This is a genomic window from Microcoleus sp. Pol12B5 (assembly GCF_036701335.1).
Lineage (GTDB): Bacteria > Cyanobacteriota > Cyanobacteriia > Cyanobacteriales > Microcoleaceae > Microcoleus.
This window is the reverse complement of the sequence record NZ_JAUBQQ010000087.1, coordinates 1-19865: the sequence shown is the minus strand read 5'-3', so window position 1 is coordinate 19865 and position 19865 is coordinate 1. Positions and strand designations below refer to the sequence as shown.

Sequence of the window (19865 nt, the reverse complement as noted above, 5' to 3'; positions counted from 1 at the left end):
TACCATAGGACTGGCAATGCTTTTGATCTGTGTCACTCCTTATACTACCACGAGAGTGACAAAAGAGGGTTAAGAACAGGCAAGATGCCTGTTCCACAAGAAAATTTATCTCTTGTGGAACAGGCATCTTGCCTGTTCATAAAAAGACTATTGAGAAGGGTGCCATATCTCAGTTGTAGCGCGTCTTTTCGGACACAACCCGGTTTCTGGTTTACCCTGGCGTGCAGGAATGTTCGGGTCGCTGCGTTAGCATGAAAGCGTAGGTTTTGCAACAAAAAAAATTTGGTTTTTTTTACCGTTTACCATCGACTTACACGATATTTTTTCGGATAAGAACCCGGTTGGTGCGTAAGTCTTGGGAAATGAACAGCCGTCGATCGACCTTTTGGTTTGTAGCGTCGCCGAAACTGTTAGCTGCGACGGCTGTTTCGTTTTTTTGCTGTTAAGATTGATTTTTACTTGAGGGTGCTCTATTGCGGAAAATATTTTACCCAATTATTCGAGATAATTAGATTCTATGGCTTGTCGATCGCAAAAACTATTTTTATTCGCTGGTATTTTTGGGTTAGTTTTGTTGGGAAAACCAGCGAAAACATCCGCTAGCACAGTCGAAATTTTGGCCTCAAATGTTGAGGATTTGGCAGCAGTCAGCAGCGGAGGCGATCGAGCTTTACCCCCCAACGACACCGATATCAGCCTCCGTGAAGGCTTACCAGCTTCTTACGAGGAAACGCAGTTACCCGCTGAGCCAGAACGATCGGCTTTGGCGGCAACTCAACCCTTATCCCCACCTCCGGAAATCCCTAACTTAGAGTCGGAAGCGGCAAATTCTGCCGATCGCACATTTAGCACAAAAACTCAAGAAACCGAGCTTTTTAACTCAGATCAAAAACTAGAAGAAAATATTGACAGAAAAAAAATTGATTTGGGTATCGATCGAGTCTCGCAACTCAGTCAACTGCCCAACCCAATTCTGCCCAGAGAGCCGGAATTACCTGCACCAACAGCACCGCAACCTCCCCCGCCGTCTCCCCTCCAACCAACCCCGCTAACACCTGTTCCCGGCGATGATAGACCGGGGATTATAGGTACAATTAGGGTCGATCGCTTTGAATTTGAGGGTAACACAGCTTTTAGCGATCGCGAACTCGCAGAAGTTACGCAACAGTTTGCGGGCCGCGAAATCACCTTTGCCGAACTGATCGCAGCCGAAGCAGCCGTCACTCAAAAATATGTAGCCGCAGGATACATCAATTCCGGCGCTGTAATTCCCGCCAACCAAACCTTTCCGAGAGAAGGAGGTGTGGTGACAATTCGGATTGTAGAAGGCGGATTAGATGAAATTGTGATTACTGGAAACAGACGCTTAAATTCAAATTACGTGCGATCGCGCCTAGAACGCGCTACCAGACGGCCCCTCAATAGATCTCGGTTGCTGGAAGCCTTGCAACTGCTGCAACTCGACCCCTTAATTGGCAATATTTCCGCCGAATTGCAAGCCGGAAGCCGCCCGGAAAACAGCCGCTTAGAAGTACGGGTAAAAGAAGCAGACAGCTTTAGCGGTGAAGTGTTCGCAGACAACAATCGATCGCCCAGCGTCGGAAGTTTTCGGCGCGGTGTTCGCATCAATCAAGCAAATTTGCTCGGTTTGGGCGACGGATTAGAGGTATCTTATGCTAACACCGACGGCAGCAATGAATTTAACGGCAGCTACACAGTCCCCGTCAACGCGCGCAACGGCACGATTGGGTTCGCAGCGAGTGCTGCTAGCACCAATATCATCGAGGAACCGTTTGATGCTGCTGAAATTGAGGGGAAATCGCGGACTTACGAGTTAACTTACCGCCAGCCGATTGTCGAAAAGCCCGATCGCACTTTGGCTTTGGGACTAAGTTTTTCGCGGCAAGAAAGCGATACATTCCTCTCAGGGGAACGATTTGCGCTTTCTGCGGGAGCAAATGAGCGCGGCGAAACCCGGGTTTCGGCTGTGCGGTTTTTTCAAGAATATGTGCAGCGGAGTTCCAGCCAAGTGTTCGCGGCGCGATCGCAATTCTCCCTCGGCACTAATCTCTTCGGTGCTACTGCGAACGATAGCGGGCCCGACAGCCGCTTTCTGGCGTGGCGCGGACAAGCGCAGTACGTGCGGCTGCTAGCGCCAGAAACCTTGCTGATTGTGCGTTCAGACATTCAATTAGCCGATCGCCCCCTGCTTTCTCTCGAACAAATTGGGATCGGTGGCGTTCAAAGCGTGCGCGGATACCGCCAAGATTTGCTGTTAACTGATAGCGGTGCGATCGCGTCTGCTGAAGTGCGAATTCCGGTTTGGCGTGTCCCAGAAGTCGAAGGATTGTTGCAACTCGCTCCGTTTATCGATTTTGGGGTAGGGTGGAACCATTCAGGAGAAAAGCCGAATCCTGACTCGGACAAACTGCTGGGTGCGGGTTTGGGGCTGGTTTGGCAGATGGGTGATCGGTTGAATGTGCGTTTAGACTATGGTATTCCTTTGATAAATGCTCGATCAGGCGATCGAACTTTGCAGGAAAAAGGCCTATACTTCCGGATTAATTACTTTGCTTTCTAAATTGTAGGTTGGGTTGAGTGCGATCGAACCCTACGGTTCGCTTCGCCCAACACTTTCATCTTTAGCGCTGACGGTCAAATTTTATTAAGTTGTGGCCTCGATCGCACGATTAAGCTGTGGGATGTCGCAACCGGATGTTGTATTAGGACGTTGATGGGCGATCGGCTGTATGAAGGCATGAAGATTCAAGCTGTAACGGAATTGACGAATGCTCAAAAAGTGACATTGAAAGCTTTAGGGGCTTTGATTTGACACTCGATAGAGCTTCCGAATCCTCTGCAAGATCACGCAGCGTTTACGAGATAACGGTGAAGTTGTGCGGCGGCAGGTAACCTCGAACTCTCACTGGTAACCTATATTCCGTCCGCACCAACGAAGTGTCAGGCGTTAAACTTTATATCTTGTTATTTGTTCTTTCATCCCACAACAAGTTTTAGCTGCAAATTCTTGATCTAGTAATAGTCATCCTCAAAACCTGTATCAATAACTATTTGACCTAAAGTATTATTCGGGTCGATAGTAATATCTTCTATGTCCGCATCACATAAGGAGTAGTCTTTATCTCTAAATAGAGTGAGCGTAACTTCCACGTTTAACTTAAGGGACTGAGTAAAGACTGTATATATTTTTTCTACTCCATAGTACCTATCGTCTTCTCTGTCGTAAATTGCATATTCTAAGCTTTCATAGCTTACCTTGGCGTCATAATGCACCTCTGCTTCTAGCTCAAACACTACTGAAGGTTGATCTGCATCAGAATCATCAATATGAACTAATGAGGAATGAATAATATCTACTGACTTGACCTCGACTTCAATTTCTTCACTGCCCCATTCAATCAAGCTAGTTCCAGACAAATCCATTGAAAAGTTCAGATCAGAGAATTTATTCTCTATGTATTCTTTTATTTCATCTTTTTTGTCGCTATATAGTTCATAGCAGGCATCAAACTCATCTGAATCAGTTTCTTGAATTATAGTTTCCAATAATTCATCGAGCTTTCCAATCAAAGACAGGTATTCGCTCGAAGAACAAAACTTTTCCCAATCGGCATCTCCACTAACGACATAAATTATTCTGTTTCTGTCTTCTGCCTCCTTTTGAAGAGCTAAGAGCGCAAAAGCGTCTGGAAACTCATATTTCTTCTTTCCTTCACCAAATGGTGGAGTACCAGAAAAATAATTTTCAAAAATATCAACCACTGACACCCGATCCACTTCGATTATTTCAAAGCCAGTTGCTTGTAAAAAAGCTTTAAGTTGGTCTAGAAGCTCTTGATTAATTTGCTCAAAATTCGGAGCAAGCTCTTGAACTTTTTTCTTGAATTCATTTAGCAAGTCAGAATTCGCAGAAATTTTGACTCTTTTAGTATCTCCTTGCGGTTTAAAACGCTTTTTATTCAAATCGTTTACAGCTTGCTCAACCGCTTTGGAGGTTAATACAGCACCTTCGGTAATATGTGATCTTATTTCATGAAGAGTGACAGAAGTTAAAAGCAGCCTTATTTTTTCTTGCTGAGCAAGTGTAACTAAAGTTTGAAAAACTTTAGAATTGTAGTTAAAGTTATAGCTATCAAAAACCTGTGTATCAAGAGCAACTAACCGAGGAGGAGGTTTTATTTCCATAGTCATCTATGTTAACTCTGAGTTGTACGCCTAACTTGTAATTGTATCGCAGTTGCGGTACAATGTCGTTCATAAGATGATAATATCACAATACTGCGGACAGTTTTTGGAAGGATACTACAAGCTTACGCGGGGCAAGGAGCGTAAAAAAGTCGAATTAAATGCCGCGTTAGGGGTGGAGATAACATTGATTTAATTATCCACAGGGGCTGCGAAGTCATAGACAATAAGCCATTGGGTCATAGAAAAAATGTCCGGACTATTGAGATCACAAACTACGGATAAATGTCAACCCCTTATTAATCCCCATCAGAATCTCCTTTCCTAGCTCGATTTCGCCGCACGATTCGACTCAAAAACATGAGCCGTCGTACCGAAAAAAGCTATCTTTATTATCTTTGTGAAAAGTCAACTTGATTGGTGAAAGAGAGTCGATATAATACTGGGACGAGCGCACTGATATAATCCAAATATATAATTCTGATGGAACCGGAAACGATATTATTTATATAACAGGATTTAAGCTATGTCTCGCCTGTCTTCCGCCCTACTTTTTGCTTTCCTGTTGCTATTTCCCTCGAAAACCTTCGCCCAAATCATTCCCGATAATACCCTGGGCCCGGAAAGTTCGCGGACTGTTCCCGATACTATCAACAACTTACCCTCAGATAGAATCACTGGCGGTGCAATTCGCGGCGTTAACCTATTTCACAGCTTGCGTGAATTTAACATCAGTGAAGGGCGGGGAGCTTATTTTGAAAATCCCAGCGGAATTACCAACATATTCACCCGCGTTACGGGCCCAAACTCCTCAAATATTTTAGGAACTCTGGGAGTTTTAGGCAACGGTAACTTATTTTTAATTAATCCGAAAGGAATTATATTCGGACCGAATTCGCGGTTAGATTTGCGCGGTTCCTTTATCGGTTCCAGTGCTGACAGTATTGTGTTTAATAACGGCGTTGAATTTAGCAGCACAAACCCGCAAACATCCCCGCTGTTAACAGTTAATATTCCTGTTGGTTTAAGATTTAGAGACAATCCCGGTGCAATTGTCAATCAATCAACGGCTTTAGGACAGGTAAACCTCCCAGCCTCTCCTGTGCCAATTCCGATTAGCGATCGAGTTGGTTTAGTAGTAGAACCCGGTCAAACTTTAGCACTGATTGGTGGCGACATCCAACTACAAGGCGGCAATTTAACCGCCAGCGGCGGACAAATTTTACTCGGTAGCGTCGCCAGTCCCGGATTAGTGAATTTTGCACTGGCTCCTCCTGTTGCTCAGCAGGGGAATTTAGCTTTAAATTATGACAATATTCAAAATTTCGGCAATATTCAAATATTTGATGGAACACTTATTAACACCAGTGGCATCGGTGGCGGCAGAGTAGAGTTAAAAGGTGGCAATGTCACCCTCAGCGGTGCGCGAATTTATGCGCTGACCCTGGGAAATATTGATGGTAGAGGTATCGATATCACCGCTCAAAAGTTGCGAGTGGAAAACGGAACGCAATTTTCTACCCTGACTCTAGGAGATGGTGCAGGAGGTAATATCAACTTCCGCGCTGCTGATTCAGTAGAAATGATCGGGCTGGGAGTTGAGGGCTATCAAGAAGTTGCAATTAAATATTTGGTATCGGGAACTACAGACCCCTTTGACCCGCTAATGATGCTATTTAATGCTAGTGCTGGTGCAGGTTCGGGGGGCGATATTACGATCGACACAGGCCGCCTGCTCTTCAACAATGGGGTAGTAGGTAGCGGCATCGCTTTTGGCAGTGGAAATGGCGGAAATTTAATCATTCGTGCCAATACTTTTGAGATGGTGGGTTCTGGAATTAACAACGGGACAGCTAAAGAAAGTACAGGTGCGGGAGGAAGCATTAGTGTTGATGTCGCGAGATTAATTATGCGCGACGGTTCTATTCTCGGTACGACGAGCTACAGCAGCGGCTCGTCGGGGAATATCAACATTAAAGCTGCTGAATCAGTAGAATTGTCTAACACCGGCCCGACAACAGTTGTGTCAACTGGAATCAGCACGCTGAGTATCGGATCTAACGGAAGGGCGGGGAATATTAACATCAATACCAAGCGGTTGAGTCTCTCTGGGGGTTCTGCGTTTACAGTAGGATCGGGTGTGTTAATTGGCAGGTTTTTGTTTTCTAGGGAGGGCGGGCCTGCTGGAAATTTAACAGTTACGGCTACTGAATCAGTAGAAATTTCAGGTATTTCTCAACTTTTGAGCAGCGGAATTCAGAGTGCTAGTGCGCTGAGTTCTGGAACTTTGAGCTCAAGTCCGGCCGGGGATATTCGCATTGATACGCCAAGCCTAACCGTGCGGGATGGGGGGGTAGTTTCTACGAGTTCTTTGGGGGCGGGAGATGTGGGGGATATTACTGTTAATGCCGATCGCATTGAGGTCAGTGGCAGCGGAAATAACGGTCTGTTTGTCAGTACAATTGATGCTTCGGTAGGCAAGATATTTGGTACTAATCCCGATGCTACGGCCAATGCCGGTTCGTTGAATCTGAATGCCGATCGACTAATTGTCAGAGATGGAGCTACAGTGACAGTGCAGGCTACGGGAACCGGACGCGCTGGTAATATCAATGTTGTCGCAAATTCGATCGCTCTTGACAACAAAGCGATGATTGACGGTACGACTGTATCCGGTACAGGAGCAAATATTAACCTGCAAGCGCGAGACATCCAATTGCGCCGCAACAGCCGAATTACCACCGATGCAGGCACTTCTGACGGCGGCAATATCAACATCAACAGCGACATTCTTGTCGCCCTCCCGCAAGAAAACAGCGACATCACAGCCAACGCGCGCACAGCAGGCGGCGGCCGCGTGAATATCAATGTGCCCAATGTTTTCGGCTTTACAGCAGCGAGTCGCGAACAAGTCAGAAGCAGGTTGGAGCTCAGTGACGCCGAATTTGCAGCGTTGCAAGTAAGTCCTACATCTCTGCTTCCCAGCAGCGACATCGCCGCGATTTCCCAAAGTAGCGGCCCGGCTTTGCAAGGGGCGGTAACATTTAGTTCTGTTGGAGTTAATCCCGTTCAAGGTTTAGTGGAACTGCCGCAAAATGTGGTCAATCCGGCTGCGTTAATTGCTGCAAATCCCTGCATCCAAGGGGCCGAGAACGAGTTTACTGTGACGGGGCGGGGGGGATTGCCACCAAGCCCTCACGAGGTTCTCAGCAGCGCAGAAGAACCGTTGCCGTGGGTGGAACCAGCGGTAGGTGGAAGCCAGCACATAGAAGGTCAAAGAGCATCCATAGAAGTTCGACCAACAGAAATTATGCCCGCTCAAGGTTGGGTAATGGACGATCGAGGACAAGTAACGCTGGTAGCCTATAATTCAGGTGGTGGTGCATCTATTCGCAGTCCGAAATCGACGGGTGTTTGCGTACCTCGATAGGTACTCTTTAGGTTTTAGCTAATCGCTCGCTATTTTTATAAAATTAAATTAACCCGATTTAAAAGATGCGCTGCCAATCTTCCGCCTTATTTTTTGCATTCTTACTGCTGTTTCCTGTCCCGGCGATCGCTCAAATCATCCCCGATAATAGCTTGGGTGCAGAAAGTTCGCGCACAGTTCCCGATACTATCAACAACTTACCCTCGGATAGAATAGAAGGCGGTGCAACTCGCGGCGTTAACCTCTTCCACAGCTTGCGCGAATTTAACATCCGTGAAGGGCGGGGAGCCTATTTTCCCAATCCCAGCGGAATTACCCACATCTTCACCCGCGTTACTGGTGGCAACCCTTCTAATATTTTAGGAACTTTGGGAGTTTTGGGAAACGGCAATTTATTCTTAATTAACCCCAAAGGAATTGTCTTCGGCCCCAATGCGCGGTTAGATTTGCGTGGTTCATTTTTAGCAAGTTCTGCTGATAGCGTAGTTTTCAATAATGGCTATCAATTCAGCAGCAGCAATCCCCAGTCTTTACCGCTGTTAAATGTCAATATACCTATCGGTTTAAACTTTCGAGAAAATCCGGGAAAAATCATTAACTCTTTAGCAGCACCAGCCTTGAGTTTACCAGAGTTACCTCCAGGGTTCCCGCCGATTTTTAATAACATTGGCTTAGCAGTTGAGCCCGGACAAACTCTTGCCCTAGTGGGAGGAGATATAGAATTAAATCAGGGAACACTCACTGCATCAACCGGACAAATTTTGCTGGGTAGCGTCGCTAGTCCGGGGATGGTTGGATTGGGGGCAACGCCATTGGGATTAAGTTTAAACTATGACAATATTTCCAACTTTGGTAATATTGAAATAACCAACCGTTCAGCGCTCAACACCAGTGGAATCGGTGGCGGCAAAGTTGATATTCGAGGTGGAAATGTCAACATCAACAATGGGCGAATTTATGCACTGACTTTGGGAGATATCGATGGCAGGGGCATCGACATTAACGCCCAAAATTTTCGGGCCCAAGGTGGGGCGCAACTATCCACTCTGACAGCAGGAAGTGGTGCAGCAGGCGCTGTCAACATCCGCGCTACCGACTCAGTAGAAATGAACGGAATTGGATTAGATAGCTATAGAGTGTTTGGTGGTAAATATACGATATCTGGCTCTTTCGACCCTTTTGACCCACAACTTCTGCTGATAACTGGCACTAATAGCATGGGAGCCGCCGGAAACATCACGATCGACACGGGACGATTGCTGATGGACAATGGAACCGCATTGACTACCACCACGTTAGGTGCTGGCAACGCCGGAAATATTACCATCCGTGCCGGGGTTTTAGATATGCTCGCTTCTGCAATGCACAGTGGCCCACTTTTGGGGAGTACCGGTAGGGGAGGAAATATCACCTTTGAGGGAAAACGTTTAACCGTAAGCGATGGTGCTAGTGTGATCAGCCTCACCCGCGGTGAAGGAGGAGCGGGGAATATCAACATTAAAGCTTCGGAATCAGTAGAAGTGCTGCGGACTCCCACTGGAAGTCCCGTAGCAAGTTTAATTGGCTCAACTGCCAGCGGTGTGAATGGGGAAGCTGGGGACATTAATATCGACACGAAGCGGTTGAGGATTTCTGACGGAGGCGGAATTAGTTTATCTAGCGGAGCAGTTGTGGGCAACCAACCGTTGAATACAACTGGGGGGCCCGGAGGTAATTTAACAGTTAGGGCCACTGAGTCAGTAACAGTCGAGGGTATTTCTGGAGTTTTGGCGAACGGCAGTCGGAATCCCAGTTTCATCTGCGCTGATGCCAATACTGCTAATCAGGGAGGGAGTATCAACATTTCTACACCTGTACTGACTCTCCGGGGTGGGGGAGTTATTAGCACTGCATCTTTAGGCAGCGGAGAAGCGGGAAGCATCACAATAAATGCGGGCCGTGTAGAAGTTATTGGGAATGGGGGTCAAGGTGAATTTAACAGTCAAATTCAGACTTCTGTTGGGATTGCCTCTGAGCTTATAGATCCTAATGCTACGGCTAACGGAGGTTCGTTGAATCTAAATGTCGGGGAATTGATTCTTCGCAATCAAGGAACACTCAATCTGCAAGCTTTGGGATCGGGACGGGCTGGTAACATTAACGTGAAAGCAGATTCAATTTCCCTTGACAACCAAAGCAGCATTGACGGTAGAACGGCATCCGGTCTAGGAGCAAATATTAACCTCGAAGCACGAGATATCCAGTTGCGCCGAGGGAGCAGAATTACAACTGATGCAAGTATTTCTGAGGGTGGCAACATCAACATTAAAAGCGATATTCTGGTGACTCTCCCCAACGAAAATAGTGATATTACTGCTAATGCGCGATCGGCTGCCGGTGGTCGCGTTAATATTAATGTCCCTAATGTTTTTGGGTTTACATCAGTGACTCGCGAACAGGTTCGAGGTAATTTGGGATTAACAGATGATCAATTTGCAGTGTTGCAAGTAAGTCCTACTTCTCTAATTCCTACCAGCGATATTGCGGCGATTTCCCAAAGTAGTGGCCCGGCTTTGCAAGGTACTGTAACATTTAGTTCTTCTGGGGTGAATCCTGCTCAAGGTTTAGTGGAACTGCCGCAAAATGTGGTCAATCCGGCTGCGTTAATTGCTGCAAATCCCTGCACGCAAGGGGCCGATAGCGCATTTACCGCTACTGGGAAAGGAGGAGTGCCAGCAAGTCCTAATGATGTTCTCAGCAGCAATTCTAGCCAGTTTAATTGGGTGGAACCAGCGGTAGATGGAAGTCAGCACATAGAAGGTCAAAGAGTCTCCATAGAAATTCGACCAACAGAAATTATTCCCGCTCAAGGTTGGGTAATGGACGATCGAGGAAAAGTAACGCTGGTAGCGTATAATTCAAGTAATGGTGCATCTCTTCGCAGTCCGAAATCGACCGGTGTTTGCGTACCTCAATAGGTACTCTTTAGGTTTTAGCTAGCCCGTCGCTATTTTCCTCATACTAAATTAACCAGACTTAAAAGATGTGCTGCCAATCTTCCGCCCTATTTTTTGCATTCTTACTGCTGTTTCCTGTCCCTGCGATCGCCCAAATCATCCCCGATAATAGCTTGGGTGCAGAAAGTTCACGCACAGTTCCCGGCACGATCAATAATTTACCCTCGGACAGAATAGAAGGCGGTGCAACTCGCGGCGTTAACCTCTTTCACAGTTTACGCGAATTTAACATCCGTGAAGGGCGGGGAGCATATTTTGCCAATCCCAGCGGAATCACCAACATCTTCACCCGCGTTACGGGTGGCAACCCTTCTAATATTTTAGGTGTCTTGGGAGTCCAAGGAAATGCCAACTTATTTTTACTTAATCCAAAAGGAATTGTCTTTGGTCCCAACGCTCGGTTAGATTTGCGTGGTTCATTTGTCGGTTCAACTGGTAGCGGAATTCTCTTTGATAATGGGTTTGAATTTAGTGCAGCTAATTCTAATGCAGTGCCATTGTTAGCGATTAATATTCCTGTGGGTTTAAGATTTAGAGAAAATCCCGGCACAATTGTCAACTCTTCCCAAACAAAGGCTCCTACATCAGCCTTACCGCCACTCCCCATAGAAATTCCTGCGTTTGAAAAACTCGGTTTAGCAGTAGACCCCGGTCAAACTTTAGCATTAATTGGCGGTGACATTCAACTCCAAGGAGGAAATCTAACTGCTTATACCGGACAAATTCTTATCGGTAGTGTCAACAGTCCAGGTTTAGTGCAATTTGAACCAACAGCTTTAGGTCTGAATTTAAACTATGGCAATATTCAGAACTTCGGCAATATTGAAATGAACGGTGCATTTATAAATACCAGCGGATTAGGAGGTGGAAAAGTCGATCTTCGAGGTGAAAATATTAATCTTAACGGTTCAGGAATTTATGGACTGACACTCGGAAATATTGATGGTAGAGGCATTAATATCAATTCCCAAAACTTGCGAGTAGAGGGGGGATCGCAAATTTTCGCCTCCACACTGGGAGAGGGGAGAGGAAGCGATATCAACATCCGCGCTACTGACTCAGTAGAAATGATCGGGTTGGGAATTGAGGGCTATCAGCAGCTTACAGAAAATTTTCAGACATCTGGAACAGGCAACCCCTTTATTTCGCAAATTGTTCTGTTTACTAGCGCTATTGGCAGTGGAGCAGCCGGAGATATTAACATTGAAGCCGGACGGCTGTTGATGAGCAATGGGGTAGTAGCCGGTGCCCCCACCTTTGGTGCTGGGGATGGCGGAAATGTGACTATCCGCGCCAACACCGTCGAGCTCGTGAGTTCAACGCTCTATAACGGAACAACGAACGAAAGCACTGGTCAAGGCGGAAACATCACTGTTGAAGCGCAACGGTTAATACTGCGCGATGGCGGTGCGTTTGCCAGCTTCAGCCTTAGTGATGGAGCATCGGGGAATATCGCGATTAGAGCGAGTGAATCGGTGGAATTATCGGGGAGTCTTCCTGTCGGTCTAGGGCAAACTCGGCTCGGCACGAATACTTTTGATGCGAATGGAAAAGGTGGGGATATTACGATCGACACTAAGCGGCTGAGTGTTTCTAATGGAGCCACAATTAGTTTAACGACTGGTGCTATTTTTGGGCAAGTTGTGTTTTCTACAAGTGGGGGGACGGGAGGAAATTTAACTGTGAGAGCCTCCGAGTCTATAGAAGTGAGCGGCGAGTCAAGATTTTTGGAGAATGCGGGCTATGTAGCAAGTTCTTTTGTTACTCAAACTGCAAGTTCTGGTAGGGGTGGAGATATTCGCCTGTCAACACCTAAACTAACTGTGCAGAATGGCGGGGTTATTTCTGCGGCTTCTTTGGGTATAGCAGATGCAGGAGATATTACAATTAATGCCAATCGCTTACAAGTGCAAGGTATTGGAAGTAACAGTGGGTTGAGGAGTGGAATTGAGGCCTCGGTTGGTAGGGCGTTTAATGCTGTAAATCCCACTGCTAGCGGAAATGCAGGCTCGTTGAATTTGAATGCTAATCAATTGATTCTTCGGGATAGTGCAGTTGTTAATGTTCAATCTTTAGGAACAGGTAGAGCTGGCAATATTAACGTTGTAGCTAACTCAATTTCCCTGGATAATAAAAGCATAATTGATGGCACGACTGTCTCTGGAACAGGGGCAAATATTAACCTGCAAGCGCAAGACATTCAGTTGCGACGCGGCAGTCGAATCACCACGGATGCAGGTATTTCTGAGGGCGGTAATATCAGAATTAATAGCGATATTTTGGTAGCTTTACCGCGAGAGAATAGTGATATTACAGCTAATGCTCGCACAGCTAGGGGCGGACAAGTTACGGTCAATGTACCAAATATATTTGGCTTTACAAGCCTTAACCGCGACCAAGCTAGGAGTAGTTTAGGACTTACTGATGCTCAATTTGCAGCGTTGCAAGTAAGTCCGACTTCTCTAATTCCTACCAGCGATATTGCGGCGATTTCCCAAAGTAGCGGCCCGGCGTTGCAAGGTACTGTAACATTTAGTTCTTCTGGAGTGAATCCGGCTCAAGGTTTAGTGGAACTGCCGCAAAATGTTGTCGATCCGACTGCGTTAATTGCTGCAAATCCCTGCACGCAAGAGGCCGAGAGCGCATTTACCGTCACTGGGAAAGGAGGAGTGCCACCGAGTCCTAATGATGCCCTCAGCACCGCTCCAGCGCCCTTTCCTTGGGTGGAAGAGGCAGGAAGTTCGGCAACGAGCAATGTAGAGGATTTAACCGATGTAACCGATCGAGGGAAGAAGGAAGAAGGGGCAATCCCCGATCGGGAAGTTGTTCCGGCGCAAGGTTGGGTGGTGAATACCAAAGGAGAAGTTATGCTTGTTGGATATAATCCGGGTAATACTGCTGATTCTCGCAATCCTCGACCGAGTTATGGTTGTGTGTCGCGTTGAAATTAGGTTTTTTTTGACCGCCGATGTAGGCGGATTAACGCGGATTAACGCAGATAAAGAATAAGATGTATTTTGGTTAGTTAGTATGTGTGTCTGCGGTTGTAATTTTATTTTCTAAATATGAACTTTACCCGATCGCTCCGACAAGTAATTCTGTTATTTGTGATTTCCTGTTTGCTATCCGTTGTGATTCCTCCCGGAGTTGCTCAGATTAATCCACCACAAGCGGTCCAGCTTGTCCGACAAGCTCGAACTCTGTACCAAGAGGAACGTTTTTCGGAAGCTGTACCGCTATTGCAGCAAGCGGCGACCCAGTTTGAGGCAAAAGGCGAAAATCTCGATCGCGCCACAGCTTTGAGCAATTTAGCTGCAACCTATGGGCAGTTGGGGCTTTGGGAACAAGCAGAAAAAGCTGTAAATTCAAGTTTGTCGGCTGTGCGAACACAGGCAAAAACTCCCGAACAGCAGCGGATTTTGGCTGAAACTCTCAACATTCAAGCACAGTTGCAACTCGAACGGGGGCAGACTCAAGATGCGATCGAGGTTTGGACGCAAGCTGCTAAAATATTCGAGCAAATTGATAGAAAAAACCAACTTTTTCAAGTTCAAATTAATCAAAGTCGGGCTTGGGAAATTCTCGGACTTTACCCCAGAGCTTGCAAAATTCTTTTAGCTTCTTTCAAGTTGGAAAACCCAACTTGCGAAGTTTCGGCAGCGGGTTTGGAAACTTTGAAAAATCAGCCTGTTTCTCTCGAACAAGTCCGGGCAATTCATGCTTTAGGGCGGGTATTGCGGGTTTTGGGACAACTGGAACGATCGCAGGATGTGCTGTCGGTTGGACTCGAAGCAGCCCAAAAATTAGGTTCCCGGCCAGAGGAGGCTGCAATTTATCTCAATCTGGGCAATACGGTACGGGCTAAAAGCAATAAACCAGGTTTGACACCAGAACAGCGGGGTGATTGGGAACGCTTTGCCCTAGAGTATTATGGTCGATCGATCCAGGCGATACCGAATCGATCGCTCCTACAAATTCAAGCAAAGTTAAACCAATTGAGTTTGTTGATCGATCGCCAAGATTGGTCTGAAGCAGAAGATTTGTGGCGTTCTCTCGAACCTCAAACCGATCAATTTGGCTCGAACCGCGCTGGACTTTACGCTCAAATTAATCTAGCTCAAAGCTTGATGAAATTAGCTCAATCGCCAGCGAAAACTTTAAGTTTAAGCGAGATTGACACAATGCTCGATCGCTCTCTCGAACCAGCAAACAGTTTGGGCGACAAACGAATACAAGCTTATATTCTGGCAGCTAAAGGCAAACTATCGGAAATCCAACAGCAGTATCAGACTGCGGAAAATATCACAATTCAGGCTTTGAGTTTAGCACCAGCGTTTCAATCTCCTGATATTGCTTACCAATTATTTTGGCAACTGGGACGGATTCGGAAAGCTCAGGGGAATACAGAAGGGGCGATCGCTCAATATACTCAAGCTGTGAATGTACTGTCTTCTTTGCGGGGCGATTTGGTGACAGTCAATCCCGAAGTGCAGTTTTCGTTTCGGGAAAGCGCCGAACCGGTTTATCGGGAATTAGTCGGGCTGCTTTTGCAAGAGGAATCTCCCAGTCAAGCTAAATTGAAACTGGCGCGCCAAACGGTGGAATCTTTGCAGTTGGCGGAATTGGACAACTTTTTCCGGGATGCTTGCGCTGATGCTAAACCAAAGTCGATCGAGGAAATTGATCCGACAGCGGCGGTGATTTATCCGATTATTTTGAGCGATCGTTTGGAGGTAATTTTGTCAATTCCCGGCAAACCCCTGCGCCGCTACGCTACGAAGAAGTCTCAAGCTGACCTGGAAACTGCCTTCAGACAAGCCAAAAATACCATCAGGCCTGCTTCTTTCCCCCGCGACAGGAGGCTACCCGTTGAACAGGTTTATGACTGGTTAATCCGCCCCGCAGAGCCGGATTTGACCGCTGCTGGGATTAAAACCCTGGTATTTGTGCTCGACGGTTATTTGCGAAATCTGCCGATGGCGGTGCTCCACGACGGTGAAAACTTTTTGGTAGAAAAATTCAGTATTGCTTTGGCGCCGGGATTGCAACTGCTAGCACCGAAACCGCTGAACAAAGTCAAGTTAAAAGTGCTCACCGCTGCCCTCTCCGAAGCGCGTCAAGGCTTCTCGGCTTTGCCGGGGGTGAAGGAGGAAGTTCAGCAAATTGCAGCCGAGATGCCGGCGAGTTCGCTGCTGAATGAAGATTTTGTCAGCGGGCGGTTGCACGATCGAATTAAATCTTTGTCTTACCCGATCGTCCATTTGGCAACTCACGGTCAGTTTAGCTCGAATGCGGCAGATACTTTTATTGTGACTTGGGATCAGAAAGTGAATGTTAAGGAGTTCGATCGACTGCTGCGAGCCCGCACTGGGGAGAAACAACAGCCGATCGAACTTTTGGTTTTGAGTGCTTGCGAAACTGCTTCGGGCGATAACCGCGCGGCTTTGGGTTTGGCCGGGGCCGCAATTCGATCGGGTGCGCGCAGCACCGCCGCCACCCTTTGGCAAGTCAACGACGAATCTACAGCTATCTTTATGACTGAGTTTTACAAGCAACTGGCTTCTTCTAAAACCAGCAAAGCTGAAGCCCTCCGCAACGCTCAATTAACTCTGTTGCAAAACCCAGAGTATCAGAATCCGTATTTCTGGGCACCTTTCGTGCTAGTGGGGAATTGGCAGTAATTTAAGATGGGGAATTGGGCATCGGGCATCGGGCATTGGGCATTGGGTATTGGGCATCGGGCATCGGGCATCGGGCATCGGCATGGGGCATTGGGCTGGCAGACAACAGACAACAGACAACAGTCAACACTCAACTGACAACTGACTGAAATGCAGTTGGTTTTTTGTTAAAGTTTGTAAACTGTTAAGAGTGCTTTCTGCATCTAATATTTTTTCGAGGAGTCCCATGAAGCAACTTTTGATTGCTGAGCGCTTTTGCTTAATTGCCCACGTCTTGTCAATGGCTTTTGGATTGGCAGGGTTGCTGCTGATTTTACCCCGTCCCGAATTGGTGATGAGTTTGCCACCAGCAGGGCAAACGCTATTCCGGTGGGGGATGGCTGGGGGTGGAGTAGTTTATATCATCTTTGGTGCTGCAGCGGTTGCTCTCTATGCCTTGCGGACGTTGGGTTGGGGTGCAACTCTGGCTTTTTTAGTGCCTTCTGTGTTTTTGTCCTTGAGTAGCGAGTTGCTGGGAACGAGTACGGGTTTTCCCTTCGGCCACTACCATTATTTGAGCGGTTTGGGCTACAAAATTGCAGGGCTGGTTCCGTTTACCATTCCCCTCTCGTGGTTTTATCTGGGACTGGTTTCATACATAATTGCTCGCGCTGGAGTAGCTGGTGGTAAAGGTGATCTCAACTGGGTGCGCCAAATAGGGGCGATCGCCCTTGGTGCTTTGCTGCTAACAGCTTGGGATTTTGTACTAGATCCGGCGATGAGTCAAACTTCTGTGCCTTTTTGGGAGTTTGAGGAACTTGGGGCTTTCTTTGGGATGCCTTACCGCAATTTGGCTGGCTGGATGGGCACGGGGGCGCTATTTATGTCTGTAGCAGCTTTCTTGTGGAGAAAAACATCGATTAAATTAGAGCGATCGGAATTGGGTTTGCCCTTAATTGTTTATTTGGTAAACTTTGCTTTCGGAGCAATTATCACTGTAGTTTCCTTGGATTCTCGGTTCTGGTTCCCGACATCGCTAGCGGTGCTTCTGGGTGTAGTTCCGGCGATCGCGTTAAGCTGGATCGCTAAACCTGCAGCAGGTGACGTAACCGAAACAATGCCGTCTTTGGATACATCTGTTATCACGGCTGAAATTCCACCTCAGCCCGTGGGCGTTTTGCGTAAGTGAGTTGCTAGTGAGCAACCCCGGCTGATTTAGCAAAAATTTACACTAAATTTTGAGCTAGTTTAAAAACCCGGTTTCTACAAGAAACCGGGTTTTTCAATGGCGATTTTTTCATTCCCAATTCCTGTAATATGTTTGAGGCAAAAATTTTATTAAATTTTTAAATTGACACCAACCGTAATTCCCAATTCTTCAATTGAAAATCTAAAATCTAAAATCTAAAATCTAAAATCCCATGATCGCCCCTCACCTGTTCTCCCAACCGCTGACAACTATCATCCCTGTCGCACTCCTGCTGCTACAATTGCCCGCCGCAGCCCTTCTGATGTCGCGCTTAATTAAAGGCCCATCGCGCATCCCGCCCCTGGAACCCGATTCGCCGACGCTGGATTTGTTGGGTGTTTGTACTGCGGTAGTACCGACTTTGAACGAAGCCGATCGCATTTCGCCTTGTTTGGAAGGATTAAGCCGCCAAAGTTACGAACTCCGAGAAGCGATTGTGGTTGACAGCTATTCGGTAGACGGAACCGGAGATTTAGTCAAAGCTGCAGCACAAAAAGACCCCCGGTTTCGCTTGATTAACGACGATCCGCTGCCGGCGGGTTGGGTAGGGCGTCCCTGGGCGCTGAATGCGGGTTTTTTGGCAAGTTCCGAGAAGTGCGAGTGGATTTTGGGGATAGATGCGGATACTGTGCCGCATCCCGGCTTGATTGCGAGTTTGCTGAAGACGGCGGCGGCTGGAAATTACGATTTGATTTCGCTGTCGCCGCAGTTTATCCTCAAGTATCCGGGGGAGTTGTGGCTGCAACCTGCTTTATTAATGACTTTGGTTTATCGGTTCGGGCCGACGGGGACTGGCGGGGATGTGCCGGAACGGGTGATGGCGAACGGTCAGTGTTTTTTGTGCAGGCGCGAGGTTTTGGTGGCATTGGGGGGCTATGAGGTCGCGAGGGGTTCGTTTTGCGATGATGTGACTCTGGCTCGCTATGCGGCTGCTAAGGGCTTTAAGGTGGGCTTTTTGGATGGGGCTAAGGTGTTGAAGGTGCGGATGTATGAGGGGGCGATCGAGACTTGGAATGAATGGGGTCGATCGCTCGATTTGAAAGATGCTGCTTCTGGCGGTCAAATCTGGGGCGATTTGTGGCTGTTGCTGGCGGTTCAAGGTTTGCCGGTGCCGATTGTGTTGTGCTATTTGCTGTTTGGTTCGCTGCCTGCGGTGGGTGTATTTCCGCACTTTTGGCTGTGGGGATTGAATGTATTTTTGGTTGCAGTGCGATCGGCTTTGTGTTTTGCGATCGCACCTTCCTACGATACAACTGGGGCATCGGGTAAATGGCTGTTTTGGCTGTCACCTTTAGCCGATCCGCTGGCGTTTTTGCGTATTCTAATTTCTGCTTTAAATCAGCCTACTCAGTGGCGCGGCCGAAAGTATGAATAATCATGGGAACGTGGGGCAAAAATAAGTCGCTTATTTTGTGGGATGGGCATCCTGCCCGTCCTGATGTCGCCCTAATTTTACTCAAAAATCGCCCCATCTAAGCTTGTTTTTCTTAAGTCTGTTCTCGCTAGATTTGCACCTCTTAAGTCCGCACCTTTTAAGCAAACATTGCTTAAATCTGCATAACTCAGATCGGCACCTTTGAGATTAGCATCTGATAAATTTGCTCCTGATAAATTCGCCCTGACCAGTTGCGATTTACTCAAATTACAGCAACTGAAGTTTGCGGCTGGCATCTGTGCCACCGTGAAGTTTGCTTTGCTTAAATTAGTGCCACTGAGGTTAGCCAAATTTAATTTAGCATAACTCAAATCAATGTTTTCCAAGCAAAGTTCGCTCAATTGCGCGCCTCGCAAGTTAGCATTAATAAAAAACCTCTCTCCAATCCCATAACGGCGCAAAAATTCGTCAACTTCCAGCCGAATTAAAACGGGTTCGCAAGTATTTTGGTAGCACCACGATGTCTCCAGCAAACTAGCGGCTGCTTCAATTGCTACCTTGTCGGGTTTAGGGAGGACCAAACTATTGCACCCATCCCACTCACCGTTGAGCATGAATGCCATGTCAGAAGCTGCTGCAATTGAGTCGCATAGCAAAACGGTTTCTGGTTTGGGTTGCAGCCAGCTCATTAAACCAATCGAACTCTTGTTTTTCACTGTTGATTAAGGATTTGTGCGTCTTCCTTAATTATAGTGGATCTCTCTCCGCGCTGAAACGGCGAGAATTCTAAACTGTTGCTACTGCGGTAATTTTTATAGTTCTTTAAAAGGCGTTGCTGAATCAAGGTATGAATACTGCCGGAACGGGAACACCCTGAAATTTTAGGTAATGTATTAATAATTTAATAGAGTGCCTGAGCATTTCCGCGCACTTAGAATAACAAAGAGTC

General features: G+C 47.0%; 10 protein-coding genes and 2 pseudogenes. 9 read left to right on the top strand and 3 right to left on the bottom strand.

The features are described from left to right. Positions 1–517: 517 nt before the first annotated feature. Complete coding sequence (locus QUA24_RS24410; protein ID WP_333232753.1) at positions 518–2581, top strand: ShlB/FhaC/HecB family hemolysin secretion/activation protein; 2064 nt, start codon at positions 518–520, stop codon at positions 2579–2581. Next, a pseudogene (locus QUA24_RS27410) lies at positions 2582–2695 on the top strand (hypothetical protein); the annotation flags it as partial. It lies immediately after the preceding gene. Between the two features lie 338 nt (positions 2696–3033). Here the strand turns inward: QUA24_RS27410 and QUA24_RS24405 are convergent. Beyond that, positions 3034–4206 carry a PIN domain-containing protein gene (locus QUA24_RS24405; RefSeq protein ID WP_333232751.1) on the bottom strand — a complete coding sequence of 391 codons (1173 nt, stop codon included), beginning with the start codon at positions 4204–4206 and terminating at the stop codon, positions 3034–3036. Positions 4207–4732: 526 nt separating this feature from the next. Between QUA24_RS24405 and QUA24_RS24400 the strand changes: the two genes are divergently transcribed. The 7 genes from QUA24_RS24400 to cruG all read left to right on the top strand — a co-directional run bounded on the left by QUA24_RS24400 (position 4733) and on the right by cruG (position 18916). Beyond that, positions 4733–7636: a two-partner secretion domain-containing protein gene (locus QUA24_RS24400; RefSeq protein WP_333232750.1), complete on the top strand. Its 2904-nt coding sequence runs from the start codon at positions 4733–4735 to the stop codon at positions 7634–7636. A 65-nt stretch (positions 7637–7701) separates the two neighbouring features. Beyond that, positions 7702–10593, top strand: a complete 2892-nt coding sequence (locus QUA24_RS24395; protein ID WP_333232748.1) for a two-partner secretion domain-containing protein — start codon at positions 7702–7704, stop codon at positions 10591–10593. A 65-nt stretch (positions 10594–10658) separates the two neighbouring features. Then, positions 10659–13577 (top strand): S-layer family protein, encoded by a 2919-nt coding sequence (locus QUA24_RS24390; RefSeq protein ID WP_333232746.1) that lies wholly within the window; start codon positions 10659–10661, stop codon positions 13575–13577. A 120-nt stretch (positions 13578–13697) separates the two neighbouring features. Further along, positions 13698–16313 carry a CHAT domain-containing protein gene (locus QUA24_RS24385; protein ID WP_333232744.1) on the top strand — a complete coding sequence of 872 codons (2616 nt, stop codon included), beginning with the start codon at positions 13698–13700 and terminating at the stop codon, positions 16311–16313. A 6-nt stretch (positions 16314–16319) separates the two neighbouring features. Further along, on the top strand, positions 16320–16451 hold the full coding sequence (locus tag QUA24_RS24380) for a hypothetical protein (RefSeq protein WP_333232742.1): 132 nt from the start codon (positions 16320–16322) through the stop codon (positions 16449–16451). Positions 16452–16539: 88 nt separating this feature from the next. Further along, positions 16540–17481 (top strand): gamma-carotene 1'-hydroxylase CruF, encoded by a 942-nt coding sequence (gene cruF, locus QUA24_RS24375; protein WP_333232740.1) that lies wholly within the window; start codon positions 16540–16542, stop codon positions 17479–17481. Positions 17482–17713: 232 nt separating this feature from the next. Then, on the top strand, positions 17714–18916 hold the full coding sequence (gene cruG / locus QUA24_RS24370) for a 2'-O-glycosyltransferase CruG (protein WP_333232738.1): 1203 nt from the start codon (positions 17714–17716) through the stop codon (positions 18914–18916). A gap of 77 nt (positions 18917–18993) precedes the next feature. On the opposite strand, the gene QUA24_RS24365 is transcribed toward cruG, so the two are convergent. After that, complete coding sequence (locus tag QUA24_RS24365) at positions 18994–19605, bottom strand: pentapeptide repeat-containing protein (RefSeq protein WP_333232736.1); 612 nt, start codon at positions 19603–19605, stop codon at positions 18994–18996. Between the two features lie 151 nt (positions 19606–19756). Then, a pseudogene (locus QUA24_RS27405) lies at positions 19757–19865 on the bottom strand (IS1 family transposase); the annotation flags it as partial.

Coding starts and splice junctions, on each gene's coding strand:
- QUA24_RS24410 (WP_333232753.1), top strand. CDS start 518: ATGGCTTGTCGATCGCAAAAACTATTTTTATTCGCTGGTATTTTTGGG.
- QUA24_RS24405 (WP_333232751.1), bottom strand. CDS start 4,206: ATGGAAATAAAACCTCCTCCTCGGTTAGTTGCTCTTGATACACAGGTT.
- QUA24_RS24400 (WP_333232750.1), top strand. CDS start 4,733: ATGTCTCGCCTGTCTTCCGCCCTACTTTTTGCTTTCCTGTTGCTATTT.
- QUA24_RS24395 (WP_333232748.1), top strand. CDS start 7,702: ATGCGCTGCCAATCTTCCGCCTTATTTTTTGCATTCTTACTGCTGTTT.
- QUA24_RS24390 (WP_333232746.1), top strand. CDS start 10,659: ATGTGCTGCCAATCTTCCGCCCTATTTTTTGCATTCTTACTGCTGTTT.
- QUA24_RS24385 (WP_333232744.1), top strand. CDS start 13,698: ATGAACTTTACCCGATCGCTCCGACAAGTAATTCTGTTATTTGTGATT.
- QUA24_RS24380 (WP_333232742.1), top strand. CDS start 16,320: ATGGGGAATTGGGCATCGGGCATCGGGCATTGGGCATTGGGTATTGGG.
- cruF (WP_333232740.1), top strand. CDS start 16,540: ATGAAGCAACTTTTGATTGCTGAGCGCTTTTGCTTAATTGCCCACGTC.
- cruG (WP_333232738.1), top strand. CDS start 17,714: ATGATCGCCCCTCACCTGTTCTCCCAACCGCTGACAACTATCATCCCT.
- QUA24_RS24365 (WP_333232736.1), bottom strand. CDS start 19,605: ATGAGCTGGCTGCAACCCAAACCAGAAACCGTTTTGCTATGCGACTCA.